Origin of the sequence: Longimonas halophila (assembly GCF_002554705.1) — a bacterium.
Classification (GTDB): domain Bacteria; phylum Bacteroidota; class Rhodothermia; order Rhodothermales; family Salinibacteraceae; genus Longimonas; species Longimonas halophila.
In genome coordinates, this window is the sequence record NZ_PDEP01000003.1 from 204,710 (window position 1) to 221,890 (window position 17,181).

The following is a 17,181-nucleotide window of genomic DNA, read 5'->3' on the forward strand; positions in this document are numbered from 1 at the left end:
CCAGGCAGCACGCGGGACGGTACTGCACCCGCAGCATGCGTGTGGGTTTCCCGCCTCAGGGCTGCCCCTGCGACACCGGAGCCGTTTTAATCGGGCGGGCGGCGGCTCCGTTCCACTGCATCAGCGCCCACCGGTCAGGAGTCAAACGCACGAAGGTTCGTTTTTCGTACCAGTTGCCCGTATTCAGGTAGACCCCGGCCCGGTCTTCGTGCAACTCAGCGGCGTGACTGTGGCCCATTAACACGGCGTGGGCTGCAGTGGTGTGCAGCACCTGTACGGCATGGCTGCGCAGCGCGCGAATCACAGCAGGGTCAGGGTCGCCATGCAGGCGGCGGCTTACCCATTGCGCCGCCGCCAGTCCCCAGTCTGCAGGCAACAGCGTGCGGTATGCCGCCACGGCCCCACGGTGGTGCATAACCTGACGCATCCACTGGCCCCACCGCCCATGCGTAGAGGCCACGCGGTCGCCGTGCGCCAGATGAATGTGTTGCCCGTAGTGATGTGCCGTCCACGGCCCCTCAACCACGCGCACCCCCAGCTCCCGGTCCATAAAGTCGAGATGCCACGGGTCGTGGTTCCCGTGCAAGTAGCACACCGGCTTCCGGCGAGCGGTCCACTGCGCCAGTTCACCCATCAGGCGGATGCCCTGCTTCGGAATGTAGGACCGGTGCTCAATGTACGCATCGAACACGTCGCCGAGCAGATACAAGTGCGTGGCTTGGTCGGCGTGCGCGCGCAAGCAGTCGATAAGGGCCCGCTCGTGCTCGCGACTGGCACGCGCCGAACTGCGCCCCAAATGCATGTCGGATACAAAGAGGACCACGCCGTTACCGGAATGCGAATAGCAGGATGCGAACAATTGGAGTGGAAAGCGGCCTGAACCTTGCGCGGACCGTGGCGGTACAGCCAGAATGATGTATCTCTTGCATCGCTGCGCGTTCGCTGACCGTCCGCTTGGCCCTGGCCCTTGATGAATCGACGACAAGACTACTACCGTCCGCCCCAGCAGTTCTCGGTGTTTCCGCCCGTCATTAAGAACCTGCTGGTGCTGAACGGACTGCTGTTTATGGCCCAACTGGTGGCCGAAGCCACGCTTACAACGGATGCTGCTCTTACAACCGTACTGAACTACATGGCGCTGTACCCGCCCGGCGCGCCCGACCAGGGCATAACGCTTTTCTTTCAAGGCGAGGTGCCCGGTTTCTGGCCGTGGCAGCTGATTACGTACAGCTTTCTACACGGTAACTTTCCGCACATCCTGTTCAATATGTTCATTCTTTGGATGTTCGGGGTACAGATCGAAAACAAGTGGGGCTCGGAACGCTTCCTCACGTTCTACTTCGTGTGTGTGGTGGGTGCTGCACTTACACATCTGCTCTTCATAAGCAGCCCAGTCCCCACCATTGGCGCTTCGGGCGGCGTGTACGGCGTACTTTTGGCGTTCGGCATGATGTTTCCCAATCAGCCCATATACCTCTACTTTCTCTTCCCGATCAAGGCCAAGTGGCTGGTGGTTGGACTCGGCGTGTTTGAACTGTACACGGGCATTTCGGGTACGCAGGCCGGTGTTGCCAACTTTGCCCACCTGGGCGGTATGATCTTCGGCTTTGTCCTAATTCAATACTGGCGCGGCAAACTGCCTACGCAGCCCGAGCGCGTGATGCGGTGGTAACATCCGCCGTGCTGCTGTATCTTGATAAGGGACCACTGCCCCAACCGTAAAACCTTGATCTTGGTGCGGGGTATAGACACCATGCAGCGGCAGGCCTTGGTGGCGTGCTGCTGCCTTGCATCTATTCTGGCATCCCAATGGCCACCTTGCTGCCGTGAACCAGTTTCAATCGTGGTACAGTCGTCAACCCGTTGCGCTGCGCACGCTCATTGCCATTAACGTGGTCGTGTATATCGCGTGGCAGTTCTTGCGATGGGTCGAGCCGATCAACGGGTTTGTGTACAACGTGCTGGCGCTCAACACTGAGTGGCCCGGCGCGGTACTCATGCCGTGGCAACTCCTGACCTACAACTTCTTGCATCTGGGAGCGGGCTTTGGCGGCCTCTTGCACATCGCCTTCAATATGCTCTGGCTGTACTGGATCGGCAAAGAGTTTGAGCGGATGCACGGCTCGCACGAGCTTTTGGCGCTGTATATCCTGGGCGGTGTCGGGGGCGGACTCCTCTCGCTGCTCTTTGGTCTGCTAATGCCCGGCTTCTTTGGCAGCATCATTCACGGCGCCAGCGGCTCTGTGCTGGGCGTGCTCATGGCCGTGGCCATTCTCTACCCCTACAAGAAGGTCGCGCTCATCTTCCTGGGCACCGTAAAGCTGCTCTACCTGGTGCTGGGCTTTCTGGCCATTGATGCGCTGCTTGCACTGTCATCCTCGGGCGTCGCTGTTACCGCTCACTGGGGCGGGGCGCTGGCGGGATTCCTGTGTGCCCGTGCCGGACAACGCGGCGTTGATGTGACCTCGTGGGCGCGTTTCTTCTTCGAGGGCCGGTCGCGCGGGAGCCGAAGCCGCCGCTCCGGACGCGGCAGCCGTACCGCCACGGAACCGAAGATGGGCTTCTTGGATCGCCTGGAGCAGTGGCTTGGCGGCGACCCGAAGGTCGGCTCGTCTTCGGGCTCGTCGACCGATGTGAAAGAAGCCTCGGGCCGGCGCTCCTCGCAGCGCAGCGACCAATCCTCGTCGGGCCGTTCCTCGGGCAACACCGACGAGGTCGACCGCATCCTCGATAAGATCAGCGAGAAGGGCTACGACTCCCTCAGCGAAGAGGAAAAACGCATTCTGTACGAAGCGAGCCAGTCGTAGGTAGGCTGCCCAGGGCCGCACCTCCTGCACAGCATTCTCGCTGGCTGTCTCCCATTTTCAATCGCCCTGCACGTAGTCTGCGCGTCAGGCGATTTCTTTGTGGATACAACTCTCTATGCGTTCCCCTACTACCGATGCATTTCTGTAGGGCATTCCGTGGTCGCGTACGCTCTATGCTCCTCTGTTCAGGCATGAGAGTGACCCCCACCAACCTTCACGCAAAAAAAACATGGATCGGTTGAAAGTCTTCGGGGGGGGTATATCCTGTGTATGCGCAGATGCACGCATCTCTTCTGTTGCGTCCGTAGTGCTGCCTCTCTCTTATCGTTGTTCTGGCGCTTGTATCGTCTCCCCCTTATGCCTGTTGGCTCGTCTTCTTCCTCTTCGGAAGAACCCCCTTCTCCCTCTTGTTCTCGTTTGCATCACCGCCTGAAGCGCTCCGGGTGGAGTCATGCTGGATGGGGCGTGCTTGTGCTGGCGCTTTTCATTGGACTGACCGGCTGCGACCCGTCTGTCAGCCCAATGGAGGACACCAACCCGCCATCAGAGCGCCCCGATGCGTCGTCATCAGCGTTATCTGTAGCGCTACTTCCCGGGGGCATGCAACAGGCGTCGTCGGAGACCGGCCCTGCGTATCGCTGCACCGCCAACGTGTTTGACCCCGAGGCCGAAGCAGGCTACCGCACCTACGACCTGGCGCTGGCCTTTCCGGATAGCGTTCAGGCCGATAGTTCGTCCGAGGTCGAATCGGAGTTTACCGAGTTCAACTTCACGCTTTCGCTGGAGCCCACCGCTGACAGCACGGCAGCCGACAGCACCGCGCGCCAGACCGCCTCGCGCGTGCGGTGTAACGTGCCCCCAACGGAAGAGGCGCTGGCTCTCATGGCCGACCGCATTGAAGCGGATCTACAGGCCCAGTTTGGCGAAGACGGCTATCGCTTTGTCGATTCAGACAGCAGTGCGGCGGGCCAAGCGCAGAGCAGTGCACAACGCGCTGCACAAAACGGCGGCTACGACGGCGCTGCATTTCGGTCGAACTACGTGCAGGATGTGCCGGACTACCTGACCTGCTTTGATGGCGGAGGCGGCGCGATGGTGTGCTTTTTCAATGAGGTCACTGTCACTGCAGACGGTGGTGGCGGGTATACGCCGACCATTCCCACGCCTCCAGATCCCGGCGCACCCAGTGGCCCCGGCGACGATGGAACTCCTTCAGGCGGGGGCAGCCCATCCGATCCCGCGGACTGCAGCGGCAGCCTACAAGGCCCAACGCCCGAAAGCACCGCGGCCTACCCTGCGTCTGGCGACGTGCCCACCTGGCTGATCCCGCAGCCCGATGCGGACCCGGCCTCTGGGTCTGACTTACTCGACCCGGACTATCCTGACAATCCCACTCCAGCTGATCCGGGAGGGGCCGGCGATCCTGGAGGGACGGAGTGTGACGACGAGGAGACGTCTGAAGATGAGCCCGAGGAAGAACCTGGCTGGGGCAAAGCCATCAAAATCGGGCGCAAGATCAAAGATGCGATCGACCGCGGCGATGACCTCCTCGACGTGCAGACGTGGAAGCGGATTGGCCAGGAAGAGTGGGATGATCTCCTCGAATGTGGCTTGAACACAATGGATGCGACCACGGGCGACCCGGTTGCCATCGTAAGTGCCTTGGACTGCGCGGCGGATCAACTGCTCGGCGTCAGCTTTTTCGAACTTCTTAGCGGACTCAAGATCGCCGACCGCCTTGGACTCGGTTGGTATGACGATGTGATGGGGGCGATGGCTGACTCTGGTTACGTCAACCAACTCATTAACAATACCAGCGACCTAAATCTGCTTGAGGACATAGCAACACAAGGGGATAAACTGTTTGGCAAATGGGTGATGCCCGAAGGAACAAGTACGATGGATATCTTGCACAGCTTTGAGAGTAAATGGGGGACGACTGTTAGCCAACTTGACGATGCGGGGCGTCTCCAATTGAGAAACTCAGACGGAAGCATCGTAATGACGAGATATCCTTCCACGAATACAGACTACTTCGGTATTGATATCAATTATGTCAATGAGGATAGAATACTTAAGATAAGGGCAGGGCACTGATAGCAGTACCGCAAAAGCTAAAACTATTTATGAAACAGGAACACGTGATACAAGACCACACTCAAGACCCGTACTATCGTCCTGATTCGAAGCATGTCTTGTCAAAAGAAACTTTTGACAGGGAGTGGCGAAAGTCGTTCGAAAGCATCTTCAAATCAAAAGGGGGCCCATCTAATCCTCGATGGCTCCCCGACAGGGTGTTCGAGTCCGGTTTTCGATATTGCTTTATCATCAACGATTACTACTTGCTCCGCCGGGACTACCAAAAAACACAACGGGCCCTACACGAACTCGGAGAATCCGAATTTGTAATCATAGGAGCAGAAAAGCAATTTGGAACACGCAACGAAGATAGAAGACTAATCTATAAAGTAAATCTCCCCTGGAAGGACTACATACAAGGCAAGAAAAAAGATGTATCTTCTTTCTTCTTGGTCGTGCAGCCCACCGAATTCTACCTGCACGGCCAAAGAGACGATTGGGGAATCGTTGCTTCAGAAGATTTGGGGATTGCTGTTGTCGGATGCCGAGGTAAAAAAGCCTCACGTGTGTTCAGAGAACGGTTTATCACGGATCCACAAATCATCCGGCAAGAGCACCTCTTATCAACACCTGATAACTACCGTACTGCGTTTGAGCGCAATTATTTAAGTTCGGTACTGTAGACTACTTCCTTCTGCATTGGAGCAGGACATTATTTACGAAGCGAGCCAGTCGTAAGCAGGCCCCAACGCAGGCGGCCCTAAAAGCAAATCGGGCTCCAGCACTACGCCTGGAGCCCAAGCCTATCCGCTTACCACTTCTATGAGGTGCTATTCAGAAGCCTCCCTACACCGTCACCCCTTCCCGACTCTCTTTGAGCACGGTTGCAGAAGCCTGCAGGCCCTCGTGCTCGGTGGTGGAGAGCGTGGGCGTAACGCGCCCGGCAATGCCGTGGCGGCCCACCACCGCGGGTAGACTCAAGCACACATCGCGGATGCCGTACGCCCCGTTGGCGCGCACGCTCACCGGGAGCACGCTGCGCTGGTCCTCAATCACCGCCCGCACAATGCGCGCAATCACCACGCCAATGGCGGTGTCGGTGTGGCCCTTGCGCTCAATGATCTGATACGCTGCGTCGCGGGCATTCTCGAAGAGCTGCTGCATCGCGTGCTCGTCGAAGGCAATGTCATTGATGGGCCCCTCCTTGATGCGCTGGTTGCCGATCGACGCATTGCTCCAGATGGGCACCTCCGAATCCCCATGCTCGCCCAGAATGTAGGCGTGCACCGACCGCGGATCTACGCCGTAGTGGCGGCCCAACAGCGCCCGAAACCGCGCCGTATCCAGCAGGGTGCCCGTCCCGATGATGCGCTCAGCCGGACGCTCCGATAGCTCTTGCGTCACGTACGTGAGCACGTCCACCGGATTCGTAGCTACCACGAGCATCGCACCGGGAGCGTGTTCGTCAAGCTGGGCTACGATCTGCTCGAAGATGCGCACGTTGCGCTCCAGCAGCTCCAGCCGCGTCTCATCCGGACTCTTCTGGCTGGCTCCTGCCGAAATCACGATAAGCTGCGCGTCGGCCATGTCGGCGTAGTGGCCTGCGCGGGCGGTTACGTTGCCCACCAGCATCTGGCCGTGCATCAGGTCCATCGCTTCGCCCTCGGCACGCTTGTGGTCCAGGTCATTCAGAATGATTTCGCTGGCCAGGCGCTGGTTGAACAGGGCGTACGCCGCGGCTTTGCCTACATTGCCAATACCGACGATTCCAATGGTGCGCCGTTGAATCATAGCGGGATACGAGGTTGAGTGCGAAAAACCAGCATCTATGTACACGCAGCACGCCCCCTGCGTATCCCTACAGCGCTGTTTCCTGAAGCGCTTCTATACCGCCGAGGCAATGAAGAACAAGGTAATCACAAACGTGACAACCATTACCAGGCCCACGGTAAACGCCCATGCGCCCGAAGTGCGGGCCGTGTGAAAGGGCACTTCGGCTTCGGCAGACGACTCGGTCTGCGCGATCTCTTTCTTCGCAGATACATCAGTCCCCTCCGATCGGTCTTCAGATGGAGGCGTAGCGTCTTCCGCCGAGCGGCCCGCAACGAACGTGGCCGGATCGCTCCAGTCGCTTCCGGCTTCTTCGGCCCGCACGCGCCAGTGCCACGTCGACCCGTCGATGGGCAACAGCCCCGACAGCTCCGTGACCGTGGTGTCATCCACGGTAAAGTCAACATGCAGCGTGTCAAACCCTTCACTGCGGCTGATCTGCAGGCGATACGTGCCGGCCCCCGGATCACTGCTCCAGTGGAACTCCGCCATGCGCCCGTCAACGGTCTGTCCGTCAATCGGCGCTTGCGGACGCGGGGCCTGCGGCGATTTGGTGCGCGGGGCGGGACTGCTGGCTTCTATTTCGGGCATAATCAGGATGTAAGATCAAGTTAGGGGGATGCGAAGGTCGGGCGCTCAGGCCACCACCGTTCACGAGCGTGGAGGCGGCGTCTCGTCGGTGTCGGGTTCATTCTCGGAGGTAGGGCCGGGTACATCATCCTCCATAAGGATGCGCATCGCGGGCGTTTCCACATCGTCGTACTGCCCGTTGCGCACCGACCACACAAACGCGGCCACCCCGGATCCGGCCAAAAGCAGTGCCAGCGGAACTAAGAGATACAATACGTTCATAGCTATCTGTTCGATTGGGGGCGAAACACATGAGAAGGACTTACGCAGTTACGGCTCACGAATGTCATTTCGTCGCGAGGCTTGTACCTGTTTAGCGGTCCTCAGGCCGAAAACCCTGCGCATCCACCCCTCAGTCGCTGGCGCGACAGCTCCCCTCTCCAGGGGAGCGATCGGGGGCGGTCCCTTCCGTTTCTCTCCCCCTTCGGTTGAGGGGGGATTAAGGGGGATGTGTGGCACTTCTAACCGGCTTTGCTCCGTCCTTATGCAAGAAAACACGACCATCGGGACCAAAGTGCGTAACTCCTAATGCGGTTAGCGCACCTGTGCAGGACGCGGGCAGGCCGCCCCTGCATCAGGCGACGGGGGCGCGTTGTCGGGACGCCGCGTCTCTAACTGATCGTCTGATGGAAAGCTTCGCTGCAGGATAGCCGCCGTCACGACTACAAGCGAGCTTACCGGCATGGCTACCGCCGCCACGAGCGGACCCACCCAGCCTGCCATGGCAATCGCACCGCCCGCCAGGTTGTACGCCAGCGAAAACAGCAGCGTGCCCTTTATGACGCGCATCACGTGGGCAGATCCGGCAAACAGCGCATCCAGCGGGGCCAGGCCCTGCTGCGTCAGAAACACATCGGCGGCCACCAGGCTGGGCGTAGCGCCGCCATCCACTGCGATGCCGATGTCGGCCTGTTGCAGCGCGCCCGCGTCGTTTACGCCGTCGCCCACCATGGCTACGGTATGGCCTTCATTGCGAAGCGATTCAACCGCAGCGCGCTTGTCAGCAGGCGACACGTGGCCGCGGGCATCGTCTTCGGGCAGGTTGAGTCGGTCGGCCACGTGCTGCACCACGCTCGGATGATCGCCCGAGAGGATGAGCACGCGGTGTCCGGCATCGCGCCAGGACTGCACGAGCGCGGGCACTTCGGGGCGCAGACGATCGCCCAAGGTGCACACCGCTCGCACTGTGCCATCTACGGCTACGGCGACCGGCGTATGCCCCTCGGTGGCCGCGCGGTGGACGGCATCGCGGAGCCTGTCGGAGCAGGTGGCAGTGCTCTGTATCCAGTCGGGACGCCCTACGGTGACGCGGTGCGGCCCCACGCACCCGGTAATGCCGCGCCCGGCGGTTTCGTGGACCTCCGTCGTTGCGAGATTTGGGCGGTGCGCAGCCGAGTATGCTGCGGAGAGGGCCTGCGCTATTGGATGCGTGCTTTCGGCCTCCAAGATTGCTGCCAACCGAACGGCCCCGGCATCGCCTTCCGTATCCAACAAAGACATGGTGCCTTCGGTGAGCGTACCCGTTTTGTCGAGCACGATGGTATCGACCGTGGTGCACTGCTCCAGCGTGTGCTCGCTCTTGATGAAGATGCCGCGCTGGGCGGCCTGTCCGGTGGCTACGGCGAGCGCGAGGGGTGTGGCCATGCCGAGCGCGCACGGGCAGGTGATGACCAGCAGTGCTACGACGTGACGCGAGGCCTCTTCCGGCGCCCACATCAGCCAGAGCGCAGCCGTAATGACCGCCAGCGTAGCCACGCCGGCCACAAAGTAGCCCGTGAGGCGGTCGGCGATGTGAGCTACGCGAGCGGTGGTCGGGGCCTCCTCGCGCACCCACGCCAGGAGTTGCCCCATGGACGATGCCTCGCCCGTGGCGGTTACGCGCACGGTGAGCGGCGTGCTCAGGTTGGTCGCGCCGCCCGTCACCTCGTTGCCGGGGGATACGGGGGTCGGTTCGTGCTCGCCGGTGAGCACGGCGTTGTTGACGGAGGAGCGCCCCTCCACCACCACGCCATCGACGGGAAAGGCATCGCCGGGTCGCACGCGCACGTGGTCGCCGGGGTCGAGCGTATCCACGCGTACGGCTTCGACTGTGCCGTCATCGCGCACCTGATGTGCCATGGTGGGCAGGAGCGAAAGCAGGCGGTCGCTGGCATCGCCCGCGAGGCGGCGGCTGCGCAGCTGGAGCCATCGGGCGGTGAGCACGGCGGCAATGAGCACGGTAATGGAGTCGAACCACACCTCGCCGCGTCCGCTCACGGTGCCCCACACGCTATCCAGAAAGCCGACCCAGATGCCGAGCGCGATGGGCACGTCCATATGCAGGTGGTGGGCGGTGCCTTGCTGCCACGCCCACCGGATGCTCGACCACGCGCGCCGCACGAACTCGCTACCGCCGTACAGCACCGAGGGCACGGCCAGCGCCATGCTCACCCAGTGGGCCGCGGTGTTCATCGTGGAGTCGACCGCGTCGAGTCCGGCGTAGAGGGCAAAGGCCAGGAGCATCACATTGCCTGCGAGCGCCCAGCAGATGCCTACTTTGAGCAGCAGGCGCCGCTCCTCGCTGGTGCGGTCGTTCTGCTGATCGCCCCGCAGCGGATGCACGCGGTACCCGAACTGCGCAAGCCAGTCGGCCACATCGGGCAGGGCCACGGTGCCATCGCGCCACGCAAGATGCAGGCGGGCCCGGGGCAGGTCGAGGCGGGCATCGGTAATGCCCTCGAACGCTTCGGTCAGGCGCTCTACGAGCCACACGCAGGCGGCGCAGTGCACGCCATCCACAAAGAGCGTGAGGCGGCGTGTGCCGTCATCGCGGACGGGCGCGTGCTCTTCCAGGAAGTCATCGGTGCCCAACTCGGCGTAGACGAGGTCGTCGGCGGGTTGCTGGGCGGGCTGCGGCTTGCGCTCTTGACCGATGCCTGCGAGGCGATAGTAGGTGTCGTCCATGCCGGCGCTGTGCAGGGTATGATACACCGCCTGGCAGCCGGTGCAGCAGAAGGCAGGCGCATCGGGGGCCGCTTCGGGGTCGTACACCGGCGCTGTGCCCACAGGCAGTCCGCAATGCGCACAGGCGGTATCAGGCGCCGGGGGTGCGGCCTGTGTATCTGGAACTGATGCAGGAGAGGTCGGAGCCGTCATATCCGCACTTATTGGCCGCGTTCGAAGCGTAGCGTATGCTCAATGCGCGTCCCTGCCACCGTGCCACGGACGGTCGCATCCCACAGCCCGTCGTTGAGTGTAGGCACGACCTGTTCGTAGGTGCCCGAGTCTGCTTCGGTGAGCGGGGCCTCGAAGAACGGGTCTTCGTGGTGCGGCTGCCGCAGCGTGAGCGTGCCTTCGTTGATGGACACAGGCTCGTTGCGAGCGTTGTGAAGGGTGAGGTGGAGGCGCGGCGGCGTATCGGCGCTCCAGCGCACGTTGCTCTCCCAGTCGTCGGTTGTGTGGCGGGCGGCCGATCGGGCCTCCCATTGCGCCGTGGTTTCGCTGGCCACGCGGGCCACCCCGCCGTCTTTGTTGGCCTGGTAAAACGTGTAGGAGGCGGAGCTTACGCCAATGCCCAGAATGAAAATGATGAAAGCAGGCCAGGCGATGTGCGGGGGCAGCGTAAAGCGTTGCATGGGGGACACCAGGTAAGTACAGCAAAAGGACGCACAAGGGAGGCAGAGACGCACGTGCCTTATGGGGCAGGGGCCGACTCCGCAGGAGCCGCTTGATTACTTGGGCTCAAAAGCGGAAATGGAATGCGTTTTTCCGTTCCATCATCGAACTGGAGCACAATGGTGATCTCACGTTCGTCGCGGAGCGCGTCGGGCGGGACGATGATCCAGGCTTCGGTGCGCTTCATTTCTTGGGGTGCCAGCACCGTCTCGCCGGTGCCTACCGGGTTGACTTGCACGTCGGGGATGCCCGTGGCCCCAATGCTGAAGCGGGCTTCGGTGGCGGTCTGGTTGCGCACCCGCACCCGCACACGGTTGGCAATACGGTCATCAGGCAACTCCATAAAAGGCTGACCTCCGGCCCGCGTCACATTGATGTCGTAAGCCGGTCGAGTCCACAGCAAGCCCACGAAGAACACCGTGAGTGCCAGCAACACACCGCTGTAAAGCAGCGTGCGGGGACGTGCAATCTTGGTCGGTTCGTCGTTGAGGGCTTTCTCGGAGGTGTACTTGATGAGCCCCGGCTCCCAGCCCATCTTATCCATAATGTCATCGCAGGCGTCGATGCACTGCGTGCAGGCCACACATTCCATCTGCAATCCGTCGCGGATGTCAATGCCGGTCGGGCAGGTGCGCACACACGCCCCACAATCGATGCAGTCGCCAAGCTCCGAGCGGTCTTTGCCACGTCCGCGTGGCTCGCCCCGGTCTTCATCGTACGACACGATGAGCGAATCCGGATCAAGCAAAACCGACTGGAAGCGCGCATACGGGCACGCAATGGTGCACATCTGCTCGCGGAAGAACCCGAAGTCGTACAAGATGAGCCCGGTTGTGCCCGCCATCATGAGGAAGTAGCCCCAGTTCTCACGCGGGTCGCTCTGCATCCAGGTCAACAGGCGCTCCCACCCGACGAAGTAGGACACGAACGTGTGGGCCAGCACCAATGAGATGACAGCATAGACGCCCCACTTCGCGGTCTTGCGCCAGGCCTTGTCGTATGTGAGCGGGCCTTCGTCGCGGCGCTTGCGCACATGTTCGCTGCCCTCAATCCACCGCTCGATAGGCCGATACACGAACTCCAGGTAGACGGTCTGCGGACACCCCCACCCGCACCAGATGCGCCCCAGCACTGCAGAGATAAGAATGATGCTTACGAGCGTGCCCAGCAAGAAGCCAAGCAAGAGCAGCGTATCAGTCGGGTAGAAGGTGGTGCCAAAGAGCGTGAACTCACGCTCCATCAGATCCAGAAGCACGGCAGGCTTGCCGTTGATTTGGATCCACGGCAAGCTTACAAAGAACGCAATGAGTGCCCAGCCAATGGCCAGGCGCCACCAGTAGTAAAAGCCCTTGCTGGGCGTAGGGTACAGCCAGCGGCGGTCGCCCTCTTCGTCCATTGTAGAGAGCACCGCTTCGGGCGAGTCGAGAATACCTACGTCCTCGGCATCAATAAATTGATCGTTACGGGCCATGATCTTAGGGGGTACTGCATAGCGCGGCGAATACACGCGCTGAAACCAATGGGAACCGAAGGCTGCGTGTCATCCACCTTCGTAGGGGTCGCCTTCCGGCGCCTTAGCATCGGGCGGGTCAGTGCCTTCAATAGAGCGGATAAACGCGACCACCTGCGCGCGCTCTTCGGGCGAGAGCGTGCCTTCCCATGCCGGCATGCCCGCGGAGGCGACGCCGTCGGTGAGCACGTTGAAGAGATCCACGTTGCTGCCGCCGTGCAGGTAGTACTCATCAGTCAGGTTTGGGCCGATAATGCCCTGTCCCTGCTCACCATGACACGAGGCACACAGGCGCTGGTAGTTTTCCTCGCCTGCTGTGATGTGCTCATCTACGCCCACGTATTCAGAGATCGATGCTTCGGTCACCTCAAACGAGCCGCCTTGCTCCTCGGCGTATGCCTCGCGGATCATCTGGATCTCCTCTATGCCTGCGGCCAGGTCGTCTTCGTAGGTGTTGATCCAGTCGAAATAGGTGATGCCTACAACGTATACGACCGAAAACGCGACGGTCGCCCACAGCATCCAGATCCACCAGCCGGGCATCGGGTTATCGTATTCCTGGATGCCATCGTAGTGATGGCCCTGAATGAGTTCATCGGAGGTACCGCCGTAGAGCACCGAGCCGTCGTCGGCGCCGGTGTTGGAGGAATCTGTACTGGAGGGGTCAGTGCGACTCATGAGGAGGATCCGTTTTGGTGAGGCGGGGCATCGTCGAGCGGTATGTGCTTGGCGTGTTCACGAAACTCCTTTGGCATCCAGAAGGCGTACAGCACAATCATGCAAAAGGCGAACACGAAAGCCACCAGACCAATTTCGGCAAGGGGGCCGGTTTCAAGGGTGCGCAGGGCGTCTTTCCACATGGCGGCAGGGGGTCAGGAACACAGGATGCGAAGGTCACAGATCAGTTGGAGCCCGACGCGTTCGACGAGGCATCGCTTAGCTCGTTCTCGACATCGGGGGCGGCGTCGATGTCGGTACCCAGGCGTTGCAGGTAGGCCACGAGCGCTACGATCTGCTTCGACTCAAGATCTGCCGGACCGCCCTGCTGCTCAATTTCGCTTGCGATCTCGGCGGCCTGCTCTTCAGCCAGCTCGGTGGCTTGGGCAATCTCTTCGTCGGAGTAGGGCGTGCCCAGGGCTCGGAGCGCGCGCAGCTTGCGCGGCAGCACGTCGAGGTCGGCGTCTTTTTCGAGCATCCACGGGTAGGGCGGCATGATCGAGCCGGGACTGGTCGAGCGCGGGTCTTCCATGTGGCGCACGTGCCACAGGTGCGGGTATTTGCCCCCTACACGGGCCAAGTCGGGGCCGGTGCGCTTCGAGCCCCACAGGAACGGGCGCTCGTAGACCGTTTCACCAGCACGCTGGTACTCGCCATAGCGCTCCAGTTCATGTCGGAAGGGACGCACGGCCTGCGAGTGGCAGCCCACGCATCCTTCCGAGATGTAGATGTCGCGTCCGGCCAGCTCAAGGGGCGTAAACGGCTCCACGGTTTCAATGCGCTCGGCGGCGTCATCGGCCAGCATGAGCGGCACAATCTCCACGAGCCCACCCACCAGGATCGCGATGGTCGTTAGCACAGTGAACACGAGTGGCCACCCTTCGAGCGAGCGGTGCATCCCGTCTTTATCAATGAAGCGGCTCATAAAACAACCAGGGAAACGTCAGGGGGAGGAAGCAGGGCAGGGTCGTAGGGCCAGTTAGTCGTCGCCGGGCGTGGGCAGTTGCACACGCTTCGTGCCCGGGCGCGGGGCGTCGTCCTCGTCATCGTCGGCATCGCCCTGGTCACTGGCCTCGGCAGCCGACGTTTGGGAGGCCGGAGCAGCAGCGCCGTCACCTTCAGTCCCTGGCGCGCCGTCGCCGCTCATACCGGCCGTAACCGGCTTACGGGCAGCGATCTGGGCGGCGTCGGGGAGCGTATCAGGCGCATTGCGAATGGTCATCATAACGTTGACCACAAGCATCACCATGCCCGCCAGATAAAGGCTGCCGCCAATGAAGCGCGCCCAGTACATGGGGATGACCTGCACCACGGTTTCCATGAAGTCGGGATACATGAGGCGCCCGGCATCGTCGAAGGCGCGCCACATCAGACCCTGCGTAATGCCGGATACGTACATCGCGATGACATAGACCAGGATGCCGAGTGTGCCCACCCAGAAGTGCGCGTTGGCGAGCTTATCGCTCCAGAGCGGCGTGCGCCACAGGCGCGGCAAAAGCCAGTAGATCATGCCAAAGGTCATAAAGCCGTTCCACCCAAGCGCCCCCGAGTGCACATGCCCGATCGTCCAGTCCGTATAGTGCGTAAGGGCATTTACGCTTTTCACCGAGAGCATGGGCCCCTCGAAGGTCGACATGCCATAGAAGGTGATACCCACCACGAACATCTTCAGCACCACGCTGTCGCGCAGCTTATGCCAGGCCCCGCGCAGCGTAAACAGCCCGTTGATCATACCGCCCCAGCTGGGCATCCACAGCATTACGCTAAAGACCATACCGACCGTAGCGGCCCATTCGGGCACGGCGGTGTAGATGAGGTGGTGCGGCCCGGCCCAGATGTAGATGAACACCAGGCTCCAGAAGTGCACAATGGAAAGTCGATACGAAAAGACCGGACGCTCAGCCGCCTTGGGCAAGAAATAGTACATCAGCCCCAGGAACGGCGTCGTCAGGAAGAAGGCCACCGCGTTGTGCCCATACCACCACTGCACCAGCGCGTCTTGCACGCCCGCATAGACGGGATAACTCTCAAACGCACCCACCGGAATCGCCAGGTTGTTGCCCACATGCAGCACCGCAATGGTGACGATGGTGGCGATGTAGAACCAGAGCGCCACGTACATGTGCTTTACGCGCCGGTTCTTGAGCGTCGCGAAGAAGTTGATGGCGAAGACGATCCACACCACTGCAATGGCAATGCTAATGGGCCACTCCAGCTCCGCGTACTCCTTGCTGGTCGTGTATCCCAGCGGAAGCGTAATTGCAGCGGATACGATGATGCCTTGCCATCCCCAGAAATGAAAGCGGCTCATCCAGTCGCTGTACATGCGCGTTTTACAGAGACGCTGCGTGGAGTAGTACACCGCAGCGAAAATGGCATTGCCTGCAAAGGCAAAGATCACCGCATTGGTATGCAGCGGACGCAAGCGCCCAAACGACAGATATTCGCCCAAATTGGCTTCGGGAAACGGAAGCTGCAAGGCCAAGAGCAGCCCCACCAGCATCCCAACGAGTCCCCATATAACCGTGGCCAGCACAAACAGCCGCGTGATCTGCTCGTCATACGAGAAGACCTCCACATCGTCTTGGTGGACCCGGGGGGCCTGGGTGGTGGAAGAAGAAGGCATAAGACAAACCGAACAGGCTGATGATCGAGCGGCGGATGAGCGTCGGTACAAGGTGCATGGGCGCTGTCGCACTTAATGACAGACGAGCCGATGCGCCCGGTGTAATGCATCTGCACATGGCCGTGTGGGGGATCTCCCGACGGGCCAGGTGCTCTCGCTGTGGCGCTATATGCATATACAGAGTCGGTAACTTGTATTTCCCAATTTCGAACATAGAGGGTAGACTGTCAAGCGCGCTGGCTTTACTTTGTAGCATGGAGGCTGACCTCGGCATCTCCCGGCGCTGTGCGACAAACGTGTAGCAAGATTCCGTTACGACGGTATGTTCTGCGCAGCCGCCTCGTGCGGCACGGTCTCTACAAGGCTGTGATCACGAGGACGCGTAAGAAGCATGGCACACGTTGTGCGGCGCAGCACGTTTTCAGTAAGCGTGCTCAACGTATTGCTCCGCGTTGGATGGTGGGTGGCCGCCAGCACAATCAAGGGGACTGGGTATGAGCGGGCTACGCGGGTAATGGTACCCACCGGATCGCCCTGTTTAACATGCAGTTCGGTCGCCTCCTCTGCGTTGTACATCGGGTGCGTATAGCGATGATACCACGTACGTAGGCGGCGTGCTGCCACGCGCGGCGTAGCGGCGGCATCGTCAAGAGCCAGCATGTCGGCAGGTGTTAAAGCCACGTACTGGCGACGCGTGAGCACGTGCAGCACATCGAGGCGCGCCTTGGTGAAGCAGGCCATTGCTTCGGCATGGTGCAGCGTAGGCACCGCCTCCTCGCTTAAATCGGTCGGGGCCAGCACATGGGTAAACGACTCGCTCGCCGTCCGCCGGGGCAGCGTAAGCACAGCAGACGCAACACCTGCGATCATTGATTCGGCCCCCGGCACCGACAGAAGCGGACTCGGCGCGCCGCCGGTGGGCGGTGTAAGCACAACCAGATCAATGTCGTGATGCGCAACGTAGGCCTGCCACTCTGCAATGGTCAACCTGCTCTGTGACCACGCCTGCGTACGTAGGTCGAGCGCCGCCTCGGGAAGCACCGCCTGCACCTGTTCCTGCAGCAGGGCCTCTGGTGCCGCTTCGTTCGGAATCAAACGGTCTGCAGGTTCAGCCTGTGGCCACGGCGTAACATGCAGGGGGATGTCCAGGCGCTGCGCCCACCGCACAATCGGATGCAGCGCAGCAGGCACTGCCTGAACTGACGGAAGCGGGCACAAAATGGAACGAGGAGACCACATAGCCGATCAGGAATAACCAACGAGCAACGAAACCAGCGGGCATCGCCCGCGGCGCTGTCTAACAGCGCCCTGCCGTACCTAACCATGCA

Annotated in this window: 15 protein-coding genes and 1 pseudogene; 4 read left to right on the forward strand and 12 right to left on the reverse strand. The window is 61.1% G+C overall.

Going from position 1 to position 17,181, the window contains the following annotated elements:
- Positions 1–55: 55 nt before the first annotated feature.
- Positions 56–823, reverse strand: a complete 768-nt coding sequence (locus CRI93_RS04765; RefSeq protein ID WP_098061468.1) for a UDP-2,3-diacylglucosamine diphosphatase — start codon at positions 821–823, stop codon at positions 56–58.
- 147 nt (positions 824–970) lie between these two features.
- Here CRI93_RS04765 and CRI93_RS04770 point away from each other — a divergent pair, with 147 nt between their 5' ends.
- The 4 genes from CRI93_RS04770 to CRI93_RS04785 all read left to right on the forward strand — a co-directional run bounded on the left by CRI93_RS04770 (position 971) and on the right by CRI93_RS04785 (position 5,569).
- The gene (locus CRI93_RS04770) at positions 971–1,672 is read left to right on the forward strand and encodes a rhomboid family intramembrane serine protease (protein ID WP_098061469.1); all 702 of its coding nucleotides are present in this window, start codon (positions 971–973) and stop codon (positions 1,670–1,672) included.
- Between the two features lie 115 nt (positions 1,673–1,787).
- Complete coding sequence (locus CRI93_RS04775; RefSeq protein ID WP_245850318.1) at positions 1,788–2,807, forward strand: rhomboid family intramembrane serine protease; 1,020 nt, start codon at positions 1,788–1,790, stop codon at positions 2,805–2,807.
- 417 nt (positions 2,808–3,224) lie between these two features.
- Positions 3,225–4,904, forward strand: a complete 1,680-nt coding sequence (locus CRI93_RS04780) for a hypothetical protein (RefSeq protein ID WP_098061471.1) — start codon at positions 3,225–3,227, stop codon at positions 4,902–4,904.
- A 29-nt stretch (positions 4,905–4,933) separates the two neighbouring features.
- Positions 4,934–5,569, forward strand: coding sequence for a hypothetical protein (locus CRI93_RS04785; RefSeq protein WP_098061472.1), 636 nt, complete (start codon positions 4,934–4,936; stop codon positions 5,567–5,569).
- A 163-nt stretch (positions 5,570–5,732) separates the two neighbouring features.
- Here CRI93_RS04785 and CRI93_RS04790 read toward each other — a convergent pair whose 3' ends face one another.
- The 11 genes and pseudogenes from CRI93_RS04790 to CRI93_RS04840 all read right to left on the reverse strand — a co-directional run bounded on the left by CRI93_RS04790 (position 5,733) and on the right by CRI93_RS04840 (position 17,092).
- Positions 5,733–6,677: an L-lactate dehydrogenase gene (locus tag CRI93_RS04790; RefSeq protein WP_098061473.1), complete on the reverse strand. Its 945-nt coding sequence runs from the start codon at positions 6,675–6,677 to the stop codon at positions 5,733–5,735.
- A 93-nt stretch (positions 6,678–6,770) separates the two neighbouring features.
- Positions 6,771–7,307, reverse strand: coding sequence for a hypothetical protein (locus CRI93_RS04795; protein ID WP_098061474.1), 537 nt, complete (start codon positions 7,305–7,307; stop codon positions 6,771–6,773).
- Positions 7,308–7,367: 60 nt separating this feature from the next.
- On the reverse strand, positions 7,368–7,568 hold the full coding sequence (gene ccoS, locus CRI93_RS04800) for a cbb3-type cytochrome oxidase assembly protein CcoS (RefSeq protein ID WP_098061475.1): 201 nt from the start codon (positions 7,566–7,568) through the stop codon (positions 7,368–7,370).
- 312 nt (positions 7,569–7,880) lie between these two features.
- Positions 7,881–10,481, reverse strand: a complete 2,601-nt coding sequence (locus CRI93_RS04805) for a heavy metal translocating P-type ATPase (RefSeq protein ID WP_098061476.1) — start codon at positions 10,479–10,481, stop codon at positions 7,881–7,883.
- 8 nt (positions 10,482–10,489) lie between these two features.
- A complete protein-coding gene (locus CRI93_RS04810) occupies positions 10,490–10,960 on the reverse strand; it encodes a FixH family protein (RefSeq protein ID WP_098061477.1) in 471 nt (156 codons plus the stop codon).
- Between the two features lie 59 nt (positions 10,961–11,019).
- Positions 11,020–12,471, reverse strand: coding sequence for a cytochrome c oxidase accessory protein CcoG (gene ccoG / locus CRI93_RS04815; protein ID WP_098061478.1), 1,452 nt, complete (start codon positions 12,469–12,471; stop codon positions 11,020–11,022).
- A gap of 69 nt (positions 12,472–12,540) precedes the next feature.
- A complete protein-coding gene (locus CRI93_RS04820; protein ID WP_098061479.1) occupies positions 12,541–13,188 on the reverse strand; it encodes a cbb3-type cytochrome c oxidase N-terminal domain-containing protein in 648 nt (215 codons plus the stop codon).
- Positions 13,185–13,370 carry a cbb3-type cytochrome c oxidase subunit 3 gene (locus CRI93_RS04825; RefSeq protein WP_098061480.1) on the reverse strand — a complete coding sequence of 62 codons (186 nt, stop codon included), beginning with the start codon at positions 13,368–13,370 and terminating at the stop codon, positions 13,185–13,187. The genes CRI93_RS04820 and CRI93_RS04825 overlap by 4 nt, the downstream gene beginning before the upstream one ends.
- Before the next feature lie 41 nt (positions 13,371–13,411).
- On the reverse strand, positions 13,412–14,152 hold the full coding sequence (gene ccoO / locus CRI93_RS04830; protein ID WP_098061481.1) for a cytochrome-c oxidase, cbb3-type subunit II: 741 nt from the start codon (positions 14,150–14,152) through the stop codon (positions 13,412–13,414).
- A 228-nt stretch (positions 14,153–14,380) separates the two neighbouring features.
- Positions 14,381–15,853, reverse strand: a pseudogene (ccoN, locus tag CRI93_RS04835) (cytochrome-c oxidase, cbb3-type subunit I); the annotation flags it as partial.
- Positions 15,854–16,165: 312 nt separating this feature from the next.
- Positions 16,166–17,092 carry a universal stress protein gene (locus tag CRI93_RS04840; RefSeq protein WP_098061483.1) on the reverse strand — a complete coding sequence of 309 codons (927 nt, stop codon included), beginning with the start codon at positions 17,090–17,092 and terminating at the stop codon, positions 16,166–16,168.
- Between the last annotated feature and the right edge of the window lie 89 nt (positions 17,093–17,181).

Bases quoted from the DNA above. Each gene is read 5' to 3' on its own strand.
- CRI93_RS04805 (WP_098061476.1), bottom strand. From the start codon at position 10,481: ATGACGGCTCCGACCTCTCCTGCATCAGTTCCAGATACACAGGCCGCA.
- CRI93_RS04785 (WP_098061472.1), top strand. From the start codon at position 4,934: ATGAAACAGGAACACGTGATACAAGACCACACTCAAGACCCGTACTAT.
- ccoG (WP_098061478.1), bottom strand. From the start codon at position 12,471: ATGGCCCGTAACGATCAATTTATTGATGCCGAGGACGTAGGTATTCTC.
- CRI93_RS04795 (WP_098061474.1), bottom strand. From the start codon at position 7,307: ATGCCCGAAATAGAAGCCAGCAGTCCCGCCCCGCGCACCAAATCGCCG.
- CRI93_RS04810 (WP_098061477.1), bottom strand. From the start codon at position 10,960: ATGCAACGCTTTACGCTGCCCCCGCACATCGCCTGGCCTGCTTTCATC.
- CRI93_RS04820 (WP_098061479.1), bottom strand. From the start codon at position 13,188: ATGAGTCGCACTGACCCCTCCAGTACAGATTCCTCCAACACCGGCGCC.
- CRI93_RS04770 (WP_098061469.1), top strand. From the start codon at position 971: ATGAATCGACGACAAGACTACTACCGTCCGCCCCAGCAGTTCTCGGTG.
- CRI93_RS04790 (WP_098061473.1), bottom strand. From the start codon at position 6,677: ATGATTCAACGGCGCACCATTGGAATCGTCGGTATTGGCAATGTAGGC.
- CRI93_RS04840 (WP_098061483.1), bottom strand. From the start codon at position 17,092: ATGTGGTCTCCTCGTTCCATTTTGTGCCCGCTTCCGTCAGTTCAGGCA.
- ccoS (WP_098061475.1), bottom strand. From the start codon at position 7,568: ATGAACGTATTGTATCTCTTAGTTCCGCTGGCACTGCTTTTGGCCGGA.
- CRI93_RS04825 (WP_098061480.1), bottom strand. From the start codon at position 13,370: ATGTGGAAAGACGCCCTGCGCACCCTTGAAACCGGCCCCCTTGCCGAA.
- ccoO (WP_098061481.1), bottom strand. From the start codon at position 14,152: ATGAGCCGCTTCATTGATAAAGACGGGATGCACCGCTCGCTCGAAGGG.